Origin of the sequence: Micromonospora sp. WMMC264, assembly GCF_027497275.1 — a bacterium.
Lineage (GTDB): Bacteria > Actinomycetota > Actinomycetes > Mycobacteriales > Micromonosporaceae > Micromonospora > Micromonospora chalcea.
The window spans coordinates 2,962,968-2,977,927 of the sequence record NZ_CP114907.1; the positions used below are offsets into that span (position 1 = coordinate 2,962,968).

Genomic DNA, 14,960 nt, shown 5'->3' on the forward strand with positions numbered 1-14,960 from the left:
GCGGCGTCCGGGCGGGACACGGTCAGCGCTGCCAGCGCACCACGCCGCCGACCGCGGTCAGCGCCACTGTCAGGTCCCGCAGTCGCGCCGGCTCCACCCGGTACGGGTCGGTGGGCAGCGCGATGAAGTCGGCGAGCATGCCGGGGCGCAGCCGCCCCTTCAGGTGCTCCTCGTAGGAGGCGTACGCGCCGGCCCCGGTGAAGCAGCGCAGCGCCGTGTCCAGGTCGAGCCGCTCGTGCGGGTCGACGCCGCCGGGCGGGGTCCCGTCGGGCTGCTGCCGGGTCACCGCGGCGTGCACGCCGAAGAACGGGTCGGGGTCCTCCACCGGGGCGTCCGACCCGAACGCCACGACGGCCCCGGCGTCGAGCAGGCTGCGCCAGGCGTACGAGGCGAGGTCCCGGCCGGCGAGCATCCGGCTGGTCAGCGGAATGTCGCTGGTGCAGTGGGTGGGCTGCATCGAGGCGATCACCCCGGAGCGGGCGAGCAACGGCACGTCCTCGGGCAGCAGGTGCTGCGTGTGCTCGATCCGGTGCCGCAGCCGCGCCGCCGGGCCGGGCCCGGCCGAATCGCGCCAGCGCGCGTACGCCCGCAGCACCATCCGGTTCGCCGCGTCGCCGATGGCGTGCGCCGCAACCGCGATGCCGGCCCCGGCGGCGGTGGCCAGCAGCCGCTCGAACTCCTCGGCCGGGGTGACGGCGATGCCGTGGTTGCCGGGCTCGCCGTCGTACGGCTCGCTCATCAGGCAGGTGTGCGAGCCGAGCGCGCCGTCGGTGAAGATCTTCACCGGGCCGGTGCTCAGCCACCGGTCCCCGTCGCCGGTGGCACAGCCGCTGTCGATCGCCTCGTCCAGCGCCGTGGCCGGGATCGTCTTGTGCACCCGCAGCGGCAGCTCGCCCCGGGCGTACAGCGTCTCGTAGGCGGCGCGGGCGTCCTGCCCGTCCAGGTCGTGGATGCCGGTCAGGCCGGCGGCGAGCAGCCGGGGCAGGTGGGCGCGCAACTGCGCGACCAGGTCACCGGCGTGCGGGGAGCGCACCACCGCGTACGCCGCGTCGGCCGCCGCCTCGCGCAGGATGCCGGTCGGCTCACCGTGCTCGTCGCGTGCGATCTGCCCGCCGGGCGGGTCGGGGGTGGCGGCGTCGATGCCGAGGCGGGCCAGCGCGGCGCTGTTCACCCAGATGGTGTGGCCGTCGACGCTGGGCAGCGCGGCCGGGCGGTCCGGGCAGACCCGGTCCAGGTCGGTACGGGTCGGCTGCACCGGCCGGGTCCACCTGTTGCTGTCCCACCCGCCACCGAACAGCCAGGCGTACGGCGGCAGCGTGGCGGCGTGCCGCGCGATCCGGGCCAGCGCCTCGTCGAGGCTCGACGTGCCGCGCAGGTCCACCTGGTCCAGCCCGCGTACGTAGGACGCGGCGTGGATGTGACTGTCGATCAGCCCGGGCAGCACGGCCATCCCGCCGAGGTCGATCCGGCGCGCGCCGCCGCCGGCCCGGTCCCGGCACTCGGCGAGGTCGCCGACGGCGACGATCCGCTCGCCGCGGACCAGCATCGCCTCGGCGCGCGGGCGGGCCGGGTCGAGCGTGTGGATGCGGGCGTTCTCGTAGACCGTGCCGCTCATGGGCTCCCTGCCTCGACGCTGGGGCGGAGTCTCAGGACGTGCGGGCCGGCGACGTGTCCTGCGGCTCGCCGGCCCGGTCCGCCCGGATCCGGTCGATGTCGCCGGCCAACTCGTCGGTGATCAGCAGGTCCCGCCGGATGTCGTCGTGCGGGTACGCGGTCCGCCCCACCATGTGCGCGGCGACCGGGGCGGTGGCGAGCTGGAACAGGCCCACCAGGACCAGCGTGGTGATGTCCACCCCGGTACGCAGCCGCAACGCGCAGCCGAGCAGCACCAGCAGCAGCCCGAGCACCTGCGGCTTGGCCGCCGCGTGCATCCGCGACAGCACGTCCGGGAAGCGGATCAGCGCGATGCCGGCGGCCAGGCAGAGCAGGGCGCCCGCGATCAGGCAGATGCCGGCGACGGTGTCCAGGATCGTGTCGAGCGTCATTTCGGGTTTCTCCGAGCCGCGAAGCGGGCGACGCTCACCGAGCCGACGAACCCGACCAGGGCGAGGACCACGAGCACCGGCAGCGCGGTGGCGTCCCGGCTGTACGCGGCCTCGGTGGCGATGGCCGCGACCGCGACGGCGAGCAGCACGTCGGTGGCGACGGCCCGGTCGAGGATCGACGGCCCACGGATGATGCGGACGAGGGTGAGCCCACCGGCCGCGACGAGCAGCGCGGTGACGATCACGGCGACGACGGTCACGTCGGTGCTCCTTCCAGCTCGACCGACCCGGACGGGCCGGTGGGTGCGGATCGACGGATCAGGTCCAGTTCCTCGGCCGAGCCGACGGCGGCGACGATGCGCCCCTCCAGTTCCAGCACGCTCTGCCGGAAGCGCTCCACCTCGTCGAGGCTGCGGATGCCGATGACGTGCACGTAGAGGGTGCCGGTACGCCGGTCGGCCTCCAGGATCAGGCTGCCCGGCACCAGCGACAGGGCTTCGGCGTTGAGGGTGAGGTTGAGGTCGGTGTTCACCCGCAGCGGCACCGCGATGATCGCCGAGTGCGGGTGTCTGGACCGGACGGCCAGCCAGGCGATCTGGACCGACGCGACCACCAGGTCGCGCAGGAAGCGGGCCAGGAATCTCAGCAGCGGCACCGGCCGGATCCGGCCGGCGAAGGTCACCGGGGGCAGCGGGAAGACCACGAGCAACACGGCGGCGACCACCAGTCCGCTTATCACGTTCGCCCAGCTGAAGGTGCCCCACAGCAGCACCCAGACGGTGACCAGGCCGGTCACGGCGATCGCGCGGTTGCGCCAGCGGTCGCGGGGGGTCAGCGGCGCTTTCGGCTGACTGGTCACGGCGGTCCCTCCGGGAACACGGCCTCCACGTACGGGGCACGGCGCAGCAGGTCGTCTGCGGCGTCGGTGCTGATCTCGAACAGCGGCCCGGCCACCACTGTCAGCGCCAGACCGAGCACCACCAGGGCGGCGGTCGGCACCGTCATCAGCCGGGGCAGCACGGCCCCGGCCGGCGAGGCGCCCTCGTGCGGCTGCTCGGCGCCGCCGGTGCGGGCCGCCCGGTCGGCGTCGCCGGCCTCCGGCATGTCCGGGTGCGGCGCCCGCCAGAACGCCAGGTTCCACACCCGGGCGATGGCGTAGAGGGTGAGCAGGCTGGTCAGCAGCCCGCCCGCGACGAGCGCCCAGGCCAGGAACCCGCCGTCGTCCACCCCGGCCTGCACGAGGCCGAGCTTGCCGAGGAACCCGGAGAACGGTGGGATGCCGGCCAGGTTGAGCGCCGGTACGAAGAACAGCAACGCCAGCAGCGGTGACAACCGGGCCAGCCCGCCGAGCCGGTCCAGCGCGGTGCTGCCGCCGCGTCGTTCGACCAGGCCGGCGGCGAGGAACAGCGTGGTCTGGATGGTGATGTGGTGCACCACGTAGAAGATCGCCGCGGACAGGCCGAGCGGGGTGGTCAGGCCGACCCCGAACAGCATGTAGCCGATGTGGCTGACCAGCGTGAACGACAGCAGTCGTTTGATGTCCGACTGCGCCACCGCGCCGAGGATGCCGACCACCATGGTCAGTGCCGCTATCACCATGAGCAGGTCGGCGGTGCGGCCGCCGGGGAACAGCAGCGTCTCGGTCCGGATGATCGCGTACACGCCGACCTTGGTGAGCAGGCCGGCGAAGACCGCAGTCACCGGCGCGGGCGCGGTCGGGTAGCTGTCCGGCAACCACGCCGACAGCGGGAACACCGCCGCCTTGATCCCGAACGCGAGCAGCAGCATGCCCTGCAGGACCAGGCGCATGTCGTCGGGCAGCGCGTCCAGGCGGTCGGCGAGCTGGGCCAGGTTCAGCGTGCCGGTGGCGGAGTAGACCAGGCCGATCGCCACCAGGAAGATCAGCGACGAGAGCAGGCTGACCACGACGTACGTGGTGCCGGCCCGGATCCGCGTCTCGGTGCTGCCGAGCGTCAGCAGCACGTAGCTGGCGACCAGCAGGATCTCGAAGCCGACGTAGAGGTTGAACAGGTCGCCGGAGAGGAAGGCGTTGCACACGCCGGCGGTCAGCACGAGATAGGTCGGGTGGTAGACCGACAGCGGCGTCTCCTCGTTGCCGTCGGCCATGCCCTGCCCGATGGAGTAGACGAGCACGCACAGGGTGACCGAGGCGGACACCACGAGCATCAACGCGGCGAGCTGGTCGGCGACGAGCACGATGCCCATCGGCGCGACCCAGCCGCCCACCTCGACCACGAGCGGGCCGTCCAGCGACGACTGGACCAGGAGCAGTGCCGCCACGGCGACGGTGGCGGCGAGCACGACGATGCTGACCCAGCGCTGGGCGCGGGCCCGCCGGGCGAGCAGCAGCGTGAGGGCCGCGCCGAGCAGCGGCATCACCACCGGCAGCGGGACGAGCCAGGTCATCGGCCGCCCTCCGCCTCGGCCAGGACCCGAGCCTCGGGGCTGCCGTCCGCGGGGCCGCCGTCCGCGGTGTCGGCGTCGGCGGTGCCGGGGCCCTCGTCCCGGTCGGCCAGTTCCATGATGCGGCGGTCCTCGACGTCGTCCTGCACCTCGTCGTGGCCGTTGAGGTGCCAGCTGCGGTAGGCCAGGGCGAGCAGGAACGCGGTCATGCCGAGCGTGATCACGATCGCGGTCAGCACCATGGCCTGCGGCAGCGGGTCGGCCATGTCCTCCTGGGCGGAGGTGCCGACGATCGGCGGGCCGCCGGCCCGGCCGCCGGTGAGCAGCAGCAGGTTCGCGCCGTTGCCGAGCAGGATGACCCCCATCAGGACGCGGGTGAGGCTGCGTTCCAGCAGCAGTGTGACCCCGGTGGCGAACAGGACGCCGATCACCAGGATGTAGACCAGGTTGGGAATGTTCGGGCTCATACCAGCTCCTCTTCCCGTACGCCGGCCGGCTCGGTCTCCTGCTCGTCGTCCTCCTCCTGGCGGTCCATCTCGGCGCCCAGGCTGCGCAGGATGTCCAGCACCAGGCCGACCACGATGAGGTAGACGCCCACGTCGAAGAAGACGGAGGTGACGAAGTGGACGTGGCCCAGCAGCGGCAGGTGGAAGTCGAGCGTCGCGCTCTGCAGGAACTCGCCGCCCAGCAGCATCGCGGCGACGCCGGTGCCGACCGCGACGAACAGTCCCGCGCCGAGCACGAAGCCGGCGTCCACCGGTGCGGCGCCGTTGAGTTCGGTACGCCCGCCCGCCAGATACCGCACCGCGAGCCCGAGACCGGCGACCAGCCCGGCGGCGAACCCGCCACCCGGCGCGTTGTGGCCGGAGAAGAGCAGGTAGATGGAGAACAGCAGGATGGCGTGGAAGAGCAGCCGGGTGACGACCTGGAGGATCACCGACTGCTGCCGGGACGTCGCGCCGCTGGTGAGCCAGCGCGGGCGCGACGACTGCTGCCGGCCGACGCCGGGGATGCCGCTGCGCAGGTCCAGGGCGCGGGTGCCGCGGAAGATCAGGCTGGCCACACCGGTGGCGGCCACCACCAGCACCGCGATCTCGCCCATCGTGTCCCAGGCCCGGATGTCGACGAGCGTCACGTTGACGACGTTCTTGCCGCCGCCGTAGGAGACCGCCTCGTCCGGGAAGCCGACCGAGATCGGCGTGGCCACCCGGCTGCCCGCCGCGACGTACGCCATGCCGGCGGTGACCACGCCGACGGCCACGCCGAGCGCCACGCGGAACTGCCGGGTGGCGCGGATCGGGCGGGCCGAGAACCGGCGCGGCAGGCGGCGCAGCACCAGCACGAACATCACGATCGTGACGGTCTCCACCAGGAACTGGGTGAGCGCCAGGTCCGGCGCGCCGTGCAGGATGAACAGCAGCGCCGTGCCGTAGCCGGTCACCCCGACCAGGATCATGGCGGTCAGCCGGCGGCGGGCGCGCGCGGCGACCAGCGCGGCGACCACGACCACCGCTCCCGCGACGGCCTGCAGCGGGGTGTCCCAGAGCTGGAACCGCTGCGCCCAGGGCAGGCCGGCCAGCACCGCCCCGCCCGGCAGGATCACCAGCACCAGCAGGATGACGCCGAGGTAGAACGGCAGGGATCCGCGCTGGGTGGCGCCGGTGAGCTCCACCGCCGCGCGGTCGACCGCGCTCGCCAGCCGCTCGTATCCGGTGGCGCCGTCGAAGGGCAGCCGCAGCAGGCGCGGGCGGCGGCGCTGCAGCAACAGGAACAGCCCGACGCCGCCGGTGACGGCCAGCGCCGACAGGCCGAGCGCCGGCGTCAGGCCGTGCCACAGCGCGAGGTGGTAGCCGGGATCGGCGGTGGGGAACTGGTCGGCGTACGGGGCGAGCACCCGGTCCACCGCCGGAGCGGCGATCCCGACCACGAGGCCGGCGAGGGCGAGCACCGCCGCCGGGCCGAGGAAGGCCGGCTCGATCCGTTCGACAGGGGTGTCGGGCACGTCGGGCTTGGCGGCGAACGCGCCCCAGAGGAAACGCAACGTGTACGCGACGGTGAGCGCCGAACCGGCCACCACCCCGGCGAGCACCAGCAGTTCGACCGGCCCGCCGTGCAGGAACGCCTCCAGCGCTGCCTCTTTGGCCACGAAGCCGAACAGCGGCGGCAGCCCGGCCATGGAGGCGGCGGCGAGCCCGGCGACCGCCGCGAGCACCGGCGCACGGCGGCCCAGCCCACTCAGCTCGCGCAGGTCCCGGGTGCCGGTGACGTGGTCGACGACGCCGACGACGAGGAAGAGGGTGGCTTTGAACAGGGCGTGCGCCAGCAGCATCGCGGCGCCGGCCAGCGCGGTGTCGCGGGTGCCCGCCCCGAGGATCACCATGAGCAGGCCGAGCTGGCTGACCGTGCCGTACGCCAGCAGCAGCTTGAGGTCGACCTGCCGCAGCGCCGTCCAGCCGCCGAGGAACAGCGTGATCAGGCCGCCGCCGAGCAGGATGGCGCGCCACACGGTGGCCTGGCCGACCGCCGGGCCCATCAGCGCGGCCAGGAACACGCCCGCCTTGACCATGGCGGCGGCGTGCAGGTAGGCGCTGACCGGCGTGGGCGCGGCCATCGCGCGCGGCAGCCAGAAGCTGAACGGGAAGATCGCCGACTTGCTCGTCACGCCGAGCAGGACGAGCACCAGCGCGGCGGTGAGGTATCCGCCCTCCGGCAGGTTCCCGGCGATCTCGGACCACCGGTACGAGCCGGCGTGCTGGCCGAGCATGACGAACCCGGCGAGCATCGCCAGGCCGCCCAGCGTGGTCACGAGCAGCGCCTGCATCGCGGCGCGCCGGCTGGCCCGCTTGGTGGGGTCGCTGCCGATCAGCAGGTACGAGAAGACCGTGGTCAGTTCCCAGAACACGTACAGCAGCAGCAGGTCGTCGGAGACCACCAGGCCGAGCATCGCGCCGGCGAACGCGACGAACACCGCGGCGAACCGGCCGAGGCTCGGGTCGTCGGAGTGGAAGTAGCGCGCGCTGTAGACGAGCACGAGGGCGCCGACGCCGCCGACGAGCAGCACCAGCAGCCAGGACAGCGTGCCCATCCGCAGCGCCAGGTCGAGGCCGAGCTGCGGCACCCAGGTGACCGTCTCGACGACCGGCCGGCCCGCGCGGACCTCCTCGGTGCGGGTCAGTGCCCAGACTCCCGCCGCGGCGGGAACGGCGGCGAGGACGTAGAGAGCGCGTCGACCGAGTAGGCGTACCAGCACGGGGGCGATCACGGCTGCGAGCGCATGGACCGCCACCAGAACCAGCACACACACTCCTCAAGATCGACGCTCGGTACGTCAACCCTAACTGGCCAGGCGGCACGACGGTATGTCGAGAGAATCACGCGCTCGTGTCGTGTCGTCCGGGTCCCGCACAGGGTAAGGAGTGAGGTTGGGTCTCGGCCGGTACGGCGGGGGCCCGGATAGAGTGGTGGGCGTGCTGCCGATGCGAGCCGCCCTGGCGGGCACCACCGGGAACGCGGTGCTGATGGGCGTCGCCGAGGTCGGCACCCCGATCGGCTGGGTGCTGCTGCCCGGCCTGCTCGGCGTCTCGGCCCGGCCCCGGGTGGCGGCACTGGTGTCGGCGTGGGCGGGCGTGCTGGTGGTGGCGTCGGTCCTCGTACCGGTGATCCCCGGCCACCGCAGCGACCCGCAGGCGCTGCTCGCCTCCACGCTCAGCCTGACCGCTGTGCCCCTGCTGGCGTGGGCCCGCCGACGGACCCGGACCGCGTCGGTGACGCGCGCCGCCGGGCCCACGGACGTCGCGGTCTTCACCGTGCCGGCCGGCCCGGGAAGCGCCGCGCTGGCGGTCTGCGGCTCGCCCGGCGAGATCGGCGCCGCCGTCCCGCTGCGCGGCGGCGGGCTTCTCGCCCTGGTCGGCACCGTCACCGGCGCCGCGCTGGACACGCCCGCCGGGCGGCGGGCGATCGAGCAGACGTTCCGCCGGCACGCCCGGCCGGCAGCGTCGCCGCAGCGCCTCGCCGGGGTGCTCGACCAGGCGGTACGCGACCTCGCCCCGGCGGGTCACCTGCGCGCCACGATCGTGCGTGTGGACCGGTCCGGCGCGGTGGAGGCGGCGCGCTGCGGCTCGCCCGACCTGATCACCGTCGCCGCAGACCGGGCCGCCCTCGCCGGAGTGCCGGCCGGTCCGGCGCTCGGGTCCACTCGACCGGCCGGGTCCACTGCCCGGGCCGGGTCCACTGCCCGGGCCGGGTCCGCGTCACCGGGCGGGGGCGCGACGCCGTCGCCGGTCACCGGCCGGCGGGTCGCCGCGGTCGCCGCCGCGGTCGCCGACGCGCACGGCGAGCGCTGGGTGCGCGTACTCGATCAGGTGGCAGCCGACGACGACCCGGCGGGGGCGGCGCGGCGCCTGACCCGCGGCCCCCGGGGTGGGCGGCGGACCGGTCCGGCGCTCGTGGTCGACCCGGGCCCGCCGTCGCGGGCATGACAACGGGCGCGCCCGCTCCCGGACGGACCGCGCGGGCCGGTCGCGCCCGACGGCGCCGGACCCCCGGCCTACGCTGGGCGCAGTGGGCCGGCATCGGGTGCCGGCCCGGCACGGGGAGACCGCGATGACCGACAACGTCCGCCGGCCGGCGCCGGCCGCGGGCGGCGAGGACGAGCAGTGGCTGGCCGAGGTGGCCCGCGCGGCGAGCGCCGACGCCGGTGGCGTACCCGTGGAACTGCTCGGCGACTACCTGCGGCTGCTGACCGACGCGGCGGTGACCGGCCGCCGTCCGCGCCGCGCCGAACTCGACGCGGTGGGCGCCCTCGGCCGGCGCGCGGCCGAGCAGGGGGTGTCCGCCGGACGCGCGGTACGCCTCTACCTGTCCGCGGCGCGGCGGGTGTGGCGGCAGTTTCCGCACCTGGACCGCTCCGACGACAGCGAGGCGGTGCGCGCCGCCGCCGACGCCGTGCTGCAGGTGGTCGACACCGCCGTCGCCACGCTCGCCGAGGGCTACGCCGTGGCCCGGCGGGAACTGGTCCGGCGGGAGGAGTCGCTGCGCCGGGAACTCGTCGACGACCTGCTGCGCGGCGACTCCGACCTCGGCGGGCTGGTGGAACGGGCCGAGCCGTTCGGGCTCGACCTCGCCCGCGTACACCAGGTGGCGCTCGCCGCGCCCGGTCGCCGCCTGCCGGACACGGAGGCGGCGATCAGCGCGCTGGAACGGGCCGTGTTCGACCGGCTGGGCGACAGGGACGTGCTGGTGGCCACGAAGGAGGGGCTGCTCGTGGTGATCGCCCCGGCCGACCCGGTGGCCACCGACCGGGGCCGCGGGCCGGCCGGCAACCTGGGCACGCTGATGCACGGCGAGCTGGACCGCCTGGTGCGGGGCCGGCCGTGGCAGGTGGCGGTGGGCCGCCCGCACCCCGGCGTGTACGGCATCGCCCGCTCCTACGAGGAGGCGCGGGAGGCGCTGACCACGGCGCGGCGGCTGCACTCCGAGACGTCCGTGATCGACGCGCACGACCTGCTCATCTACCGCGTGCTGCTGCGCGACCAGCCGGCCATGGTGGACCTCGTCCGGGCGGTGCTGACGCCACTGGCCCAGGCGCGCGGCGGCGCCGAGCCGCTGCTGGACACGCTGAACGAGTACTTCGCCTGCGGCGAGGTGAGCACCGAGGCGGCCCGGCGGCTGCACGTCTCCGTCCGCACCGTCACCTACCGGCTGGCCCGGGTCCGGGCGCTGAGCGGGTACGACCCCGCCGACGCACGGGACCGGTTCACGTTGCACGCCGCCGTCCTCGGCGCGCGGGCGCTGGACTGGCCGCGCAAGCCGCTGCCGGCGTGACGCTCAGGCCGCTGCCGGCGTGACGCTCAGGCGGGAACGGCCACCAGTTCCGGGAAGCCGAGCAGGTTCGCCAGGGCCGACGCCTCGTCGCGGGTGAGGCTGAGAGCCACCATCCGGTCCGGGTCGTCCGGGTCGTCGTGGACGATGTCGCGCCGGCCGCCGGTCTGGTAGTCGATCACTCCGATGCGGCGGCCCTCGTCGGTGGTCAGCGTGTGCCGGACCCCGATGCCGGGGAGGATCGTGCGTTCGATGATCACGTCAACCTCCTCGGGTCAACCATAGCTCCGGGGGGTGCCCGGACCGGTTGTCCAGTGACCGGCAATCATTCGGCCCTTTGTTGGCCGGTCGTGCGCAATGCCGGGCGCCGCATTCCGGGCGAAGCTGGAGGTCCGAGGCGGTACCCGAGTAGCGAGGAGGTGGTGACCATGACCCGCACGTCGATGGCCTCACCACCGGTGTTCGCCGGTTTCGTCGCGTCCCGGTCCGCGAGCGGCGACCCGCGGCGCGCCTGAGCCCCGGCCGCCGGCGCCGTCGAGCGAATCCGGCCCCGGCCCCCGGCCACGCCCCTCCCCCGCACCGTCCACCGCCCGGTTGGGCACCTGATCCGAAAGAGGTCGGTATGCCGCATCCCGTCACCGTCGTCCGTTCTCCGGCGCGTACCGGTCTGCTGATCGGCCGCTCCCACACCACCCGCCCGCCGGTGGGCGCCGACGCGGCGCCGATCGCCGTGGACCTCGGCAGCAGCCTGCTGCGGATCTGGCTGGGTCCGGGCCGGACGCTGAGCGTCCCGCTCGGTCACGGCCTGCGCAGCCCGGTCGTGCGGCGCGGACGGATCGTGGACGGTCCGGCCTGCGTCACCGAGCTGCGACGCATCCTGCGTGACCACCGCGCGTCGGTGCCGGTCGGCGCGCTCGTGGTCGCCTGCCGGCCGGTGCTGGCCGCGCCGGCCGAGCAGGAGGCGACGCGCCGCGTGCTCGCCGCCGTCCTCGCGCCGTCCCGGCTGCTGTTCCTCGACAGCGTCCGGGCGGGCGCCATCGGCGCCGGCGCCGCCGCCGGCACCCTGCTGCTCGCCGACATCGGCGCGCAGCTCACCGAGGTGGCGCTGCTGGAGGACGGCCGGGTCGTCGCCGCCCGCCGCGCCGAGGTCGGCACCCGCGACCTGAACCACGCGACGACCGCCGGCATGCTCGCCGACGCCGCCGCCCGGCTGGTCCGTGAGCTGCGGCAGGACCCGGCGCTGCGGCCCCTGGTCCGCACCGCCCTGGCCCGCGGCGCGATCGTCATCGGCGACGGCGCGACCCGGCCGGACGTGACCGCGCGCCTGGTCGCGAGGCTCGGCGCCGCCGTCCACCGCGCCGCCTCACCCCGGACCGCCGCCCTGACCGGCGCCGGCATGGCCGCTGTCTCGGCCCTGCGCCACCCGCACGACACCCAGCGCCGCCCGGAAAGGAGCGCCTGATCATGACGCACGCCCTGAACGACCGCACGGACACCCTGCGGGAACTGCTGGACCGGCAGTTCAACGAGTACACCGACCAGCTCACCGAGCTGACGCTGCACACGCGGCAGCCCGACCACGGCGGTCACGACCCGGACACCCTGCGCCGGCTGATCGAGGCCGCGCGCCAGGGCGTCGCGGACACCGCCCAGGCGCTCAAGCGCATGTCCGACGGCACGTACGGCGTCTGCGAGCGCTGTGGCCAGGACATCCCGACCGCCCGCCTGGAGATCCGGCCCGCGGCCCGCTTCTGCGTGCCGTGTCAGCAACGGCGCTGACGCCGCACGGGGCTGTCGGCGCGCGCGCCGGCCGGTAGCGTCGTCCCCATGGACGTGGACGACGTCGCCGGCCGGCTCGGCGTGCCCGCCGAGGAGATCGACCGGGTGCGCCGGCTCGCCGGCGACCGGCCTTCCGCGCCGCTGCCCGCCCGGGCGGACGCGCCCGCGCTGCTGCGGCGGCTCGCGGTGCGCCCCGACGACGCCGCCGAGATCATGGCGGGCTGGCCGGACCCGGAGTCCCCACTGTGGACCCCGGAGCTGCGCTGGCTGCTCGACCGCTCGATCGCCCTGGTCCGGGCCGACCTCGGCGGCTTCGCCTGGCTGCCGCCGGGCCCGGCGCTGCCCCGCGACCGGGGACCGGCCTGGCGGCACCTCTACGCCTACGCGTACCTGGCACTGGTCAACGTCGTCCGGGCGTACCACGCCGACCACGGCGTGCCCGACGAGGTTTCCTGGGCGACGCTCGCCGACCTGGGCAACAACCTCGCCGTCGACCGGCGGATGCACGGTGAGGGCTGGCCGGTCATGCAGGCATGGCTGACGCTGCACGCGCGCGGCGGCCTCTACGAGCTGGGCCGCCTGCAGCACCAGCGCGGCGACACCGGCGCCCTCGACCTGCACATCCCCGACTCGGGGCCGCTGACCCCGGCGGCGGTCGACGCGTCGCTGGACCGGGCCCGGGCGTTCTTCCCGCGCCACTTCCCCGACGAGAGCTACACCGCCTTCTCCTGTGGCTCCTGGCTGCTCGACCCACAACTGAGCGAATACCTGCCGGCGGACTCCAACATCGTCCGGTTCCAGCGGCGGTTCACGCTGGAGCCCTACCAGCAGATGGACGGGCTGGACGGCGACGTCGAGGTGCTGCGCTTCGTCTTCCGCAGCCTGAACACGCCGCTGGACCGGCTGCCCCGCCGCACCGTCCTCCAGCGCGCGGTCATCGACCACCTGCGGGCCGGCCGCCACTGGCAGTGGCGTCGCGGCCGTTTTCCGATGTAGTCACGTCCCGCGCCGGTCCGGCACCCGGCTGCCGCGCGCCAGCCAGTCGTCGAGGGCGGCCGGGTCGGTGAACAGCAGCACCGGCGGTCCGGCCGGGTCGGCCGCCCAGGCCCGCAGGCGCCGGCGCGCCCGGCCGAACCCGGTCACGTGCCACACCAGCACCGAGTCGAGGGACAGCACGCTTCCCCACGACTCCCGGTTGCCGTTGCAGATCTCCTCGCCGCTGGCCAGCCGCTGCCGCGTACGCCGCAGCAGCCGCCGGAACGAGACCCCGCGCGGGTAGTCCAGGCCGATCACCAGGTCGGCGCGGCCGAGCACCACGTCCCGCCAGCCGTGGTAGGCGCCGTCGAGGATCCAGCGGTCACGTCGGCAGATCTCCGCGATCCGCCGTCGCTGCTCGGCGACCGGCACCTCCACCCAGCCCGGCTCCCAGAGCAGATCGTCCACCGGATACCAGGGCAGGCGGTAGCGCTGCGCCAGCAGCGCGGCCAGCGTCGACTTGCCGGACCCGTGGATCCCCTCGACCAGGATGCGGGCCGGGGCGGTCATGGCAGCAGCGTAGGCGCTGCCCGCATCCCGCGCGCCGGACGGTCCGTCAGTGCGCGACCGCGACCGCCGGATCCGCCTCCAGGCCGGCGAGCTGCGACGGCCGCACCACGACCAGCAGCACCGCCAGCGCCGCCACCATCCCGCCGGCCACCACCAGCGCCATCGCCACCGCGCCGGTGCCGAGCACGCCCACCAGCGGCGCCGCCACCGCGCCCACGCCGAACTGCACCGCGCCCAGCAGGGCGGACGCGGTGCCGGCCGCCTCGCCGTGGCGGGACAGGGCCAGCGCCGGGGCGTTCGGCATGGCCAGACCCGCCGCCGCCAGCACCAACCACAGCGACACCAGCAGCGCGGGCAGCCCGCCGAAGCCGGTCGCGGCGAACACCAGCAGCGCCAGCCCGGCCACCGTGCCCCCCGCCAGCGAGGCCACCAGGATCCACTGGGAGGAGTAGCGGCGCAGCAGCCGCACGTTGTACTGGGTCGCGCCGATCAGGCCCACCGCGCCCGCCCCGAACGCCAGCCCGAACTCCTGCTCGTTGAGGCCGTACCCGTCCTGGAGGACGAACGACGAGCCGGCCACGTACGCGAACAGCGCCGCCATGGCCAGGCCGGCCACCAGGACCAGGCCGACGAAGACGCGGTCGCGCAGCAGCCCGCCGTAGTTCATCACTGTCGCCACGACTCCGCCGCGCTGGCGGCGCGCGGGCGGCAGCGTCTCCGGCAGCGCGAGCGTGGCCAGCACGACGAGCAGCACCCCGAAGACGGCCAGGACCACGAACACGCCACGCCAGTCCGTCCACCGCAGCACACCACCGCCGAGCGTCGGGGCGAGGACCGGCGCCGCGCCCATCACCAGCAGCAGCCGGGACAGCATGGTGGCGAACGCCGACCCGCTGAACAGGTCGCGCACCACCGCCATCGCGACCACTGCGGTCGCGGCGACGCCGAGGCCCTGCACGACCCGCAGGACGCCCAGGACGGCGACGTTCGGGGCGACGACGCACAGCGCCGACGCCACGATGTGCAGCAGCAGACCGGCGATCAGCGGACGGCGCCGCCCGACCGCGTCCGACAGCGGCCCGATCAGCAACTGGCCGACGGCGAGCCCGGCGAGCGTCCCGGTGAGCGTCAACTGCACCGCCGCCGACGTGGTCGCGAAGTCCGCCACGATCGCGGGCAGCGCGGGCAGGTACATGTCGATGGTCAGCGGACCCACGGCGATCAGCGAGCCGAGGACGAGCACGAGCCTCAGGCGCTGGCTGCGGCTCATCAGGTCACCCGGGGTGGGCGTCGGGGTGGCATCGGTCGTCTGGGGCGTCCCGGCCCGGTCGTGCGACCGGGCGCGGG

General features: G+C 74.8%; 15 protein-coding genes. 5 read left to right on the plus strand and 10 right to left on the minus strand.

Features of this window, described 5'->3' with window-relative positions; translation table 11 throughout:
• Window positions 1–22: 22 nt before the first annotated feature.
• The 7 genes from O7542_RS12800 to O7542_RS12830 are packed head-to-tail and all read right to left on the minus strand — an operon-like array spanning window position 23 to window position 7,767.
• Window positions 23–1,615 (minus strand): amidohydrolase, encoded by a 1,593-nt coding sequence (locus tag O7542_RS12800; protein ID WP_281606285.1) that lies wholly within the window; start codon window positions 1,613–1,615, stop codon window positions 23–25.
• Window positions 1,616–1,646: 31 nt separating this feature from the next.
• On the minus strand, window positions 1,647–2,045 hold the full coding sequence (gene mnhG / locus O7542_RS12805; protein ID WP_281606286.1) for a monovalent cation/H(+) antiporter subunit G: 399 nt from the start codon (window positions 2,043–2,045) through the stop codon (window positions 1,647–1,649).
• Window positions 2,042–2,305: a monovalent cation/H+ antiporter complex subunit F gene (locus O7542_RS12810; RefSeq protein ID WP_043324755.1), complete on the minus strand. Its 264-nt coding sequence runs from the start codon at window positions 2,303–2,305 to the stop codon at window positions 2,042–2,044. Before O7542_RS12810 ends, mnhG begins: the two co-directional genes overlap by 4 nt.
• Window positions 2,302–2,904, minus strand: coding sequence for a Na+/H+ antiporter subunit E (locus O7542_RS12815; protein ID WP_064446268.1), 603 nt, complete (start codon window positions 2,902–2,904; stop codon window positions 2,302–2,304). The genes O7542_RS12810 and O7542_RS12815 overlap by 4 nt, the downstream gene beginning before the upstream one ends.
• The gene (locus O7542_RS12820; protein WP_113974305.1) at window positions 2,901–4,472 is read right to left on the minus strand and encodes a Na+/H+ antiporter subunit D; all 1,572 of its coding nucleotides are present in this window, start codon (window positions 4,470–4,472) and stop codon (window positions 2,901–2,903) included. Before O7542_RS12820 ends, O7542_RS12815 begins: the two co-directional genes overlap by 4 nt.
• Window positions 4,469–4,936, minus strand: coding sequence for a Na(+)/H(+) antiporter subunit C (locus tag O7542_RS12825; protein WP_043324758.1), 468 nt, complete (start codon window positions 4,934–4,936; stop codon window positions 4,469–4,471). Before O7542_RS12825 ends, O7542_RS12820 begins: the two co-directional genes overlap by 4 nt.
• Complete coding sequence (locus O7542_RS12830; protein WP_043324759.1) at window positions 4,933–7,767, minus strand: Na+/H+ antiporter subunit A; 2,835 nt, start codon at window positions 7,765–7,767, stop codon at window positions 4,933–4,935. The genes O7542_RS12825 and O7542_RS12830 overlap by 4 nt, the downstream gene beginning before the upstream one ends.
• A gap of 178 nt (window positions 7,768–7,945) precedes the next feature.
• Between O7542_RS12830 and O7542_RS12835 the strand changes: the two genes are divergently transcribed.
• Entirely contained in the window at window positions 7,946–8,947 is a 1,002-nt protein-coding gene (locus tag O7542_RS12835; RefSeq protein ID WP_281606466.1) for a SpoIIE family protein phosphatase, read from the plus strand.
• Window positions 8,948–9,071: 124 nt separating this feature from the next.
• Window positions 9,072–10,292, plus strand: a complete 1,221-nt coding sequence (locus O7542_RS12840; RefSeq protein ID WP_064446529.1) for a helix-turn-helix domain-containing protein — start codon at window positions 9,072–9,074, stop codon at window positions 10,290–10,292.
• Between the two features lie 26 nt (window positions 10,293–10,318).
• Here O7542_RS12840 and O7542_RS12845 read toward each other — a convergent pair whose 3' ends face one another.
• Window positions 10,319–10,549: a hypothetical protein gene (locus O7542_RS12845; RefSeq protein WP_043324761.1), complete on the minus strand. Its 231-nt coding sequence runs from the start codon at window positions 10,547–10,549 to the stop codon at window positions 10,319–10,321.
• 362 nt (window positions 10,550–10,911) lie between these two features.
• On the opposite strand from O7542_RS12845, the gene O7542_RS12850 reads away from it, so the two are divergent.
• From O7542_RS12850 to O7542_RS12860, 3 genes are read left to right on the plus strand one after another with little or no spacing between them, the layout of a single operon-like run.
• Window positions 10,912–11,751, plus strand: coding sequence for a rod shape-determining protein (locus O7542_RS12850; RefSeq protein ID WP_043324762.1), 840 nt, complete (start codon window positions 10,912–10,914; stop codon window positions 11,749–11,751).
• A gap of 2 nt (window positions 11,752–11,753) precedes the next feature.
• Window positions 11,754–12,068: a TraR/DksA family transcriptional regulator gene (locus tag O7542_RS12855; RefSeq protein WP_030501973.1), complete on the plus strand. Its 315-nt coding sequence runs from the start codon at window positions 11,754–11,756 to the stop codon at window positions 12,066–12,068.
• A gap of 48 nt (window positions 12,069–12,116) precedes the next feature.
• Window positions 12,117–13,064 (plus strand): acyltransferase domain-containing protein, encoded by a 948-nt coding sequence (locus tag O7542_RS12860; RefSeq protein WP_043324763.1) that lies wholly within the window; start codon window positions 12,117–12,119, stop codon window positions 13,062–13,064.
• On the opposite strand, the gene O7542_RS12865 is transcribed toward O7542_RS12860, so the two are convergent.
• A complete protein-coding gene (locus O7542_RS12865; RefSeq protein ID WP_043324764.1) occupies window positions 13,065–13,613 on the minus strand; it encodes an adenylate kinase in 549 nt (182 codons plus the stop codon).
• A 46-nt stretch (window positions 13,614–13,659) separates the two neighbouring features.
• Entirely contained in the window at window positions 13,660–14,883 is a 1,224-nt protein-coding gene (locus tag O7542_RS12870) for a multidrug effflux MFS transporter (protein ID WP_043324765.1), read from the minus strand.
• Window positions 14,884–14,960: the final 77 nt, after the last annotated feature.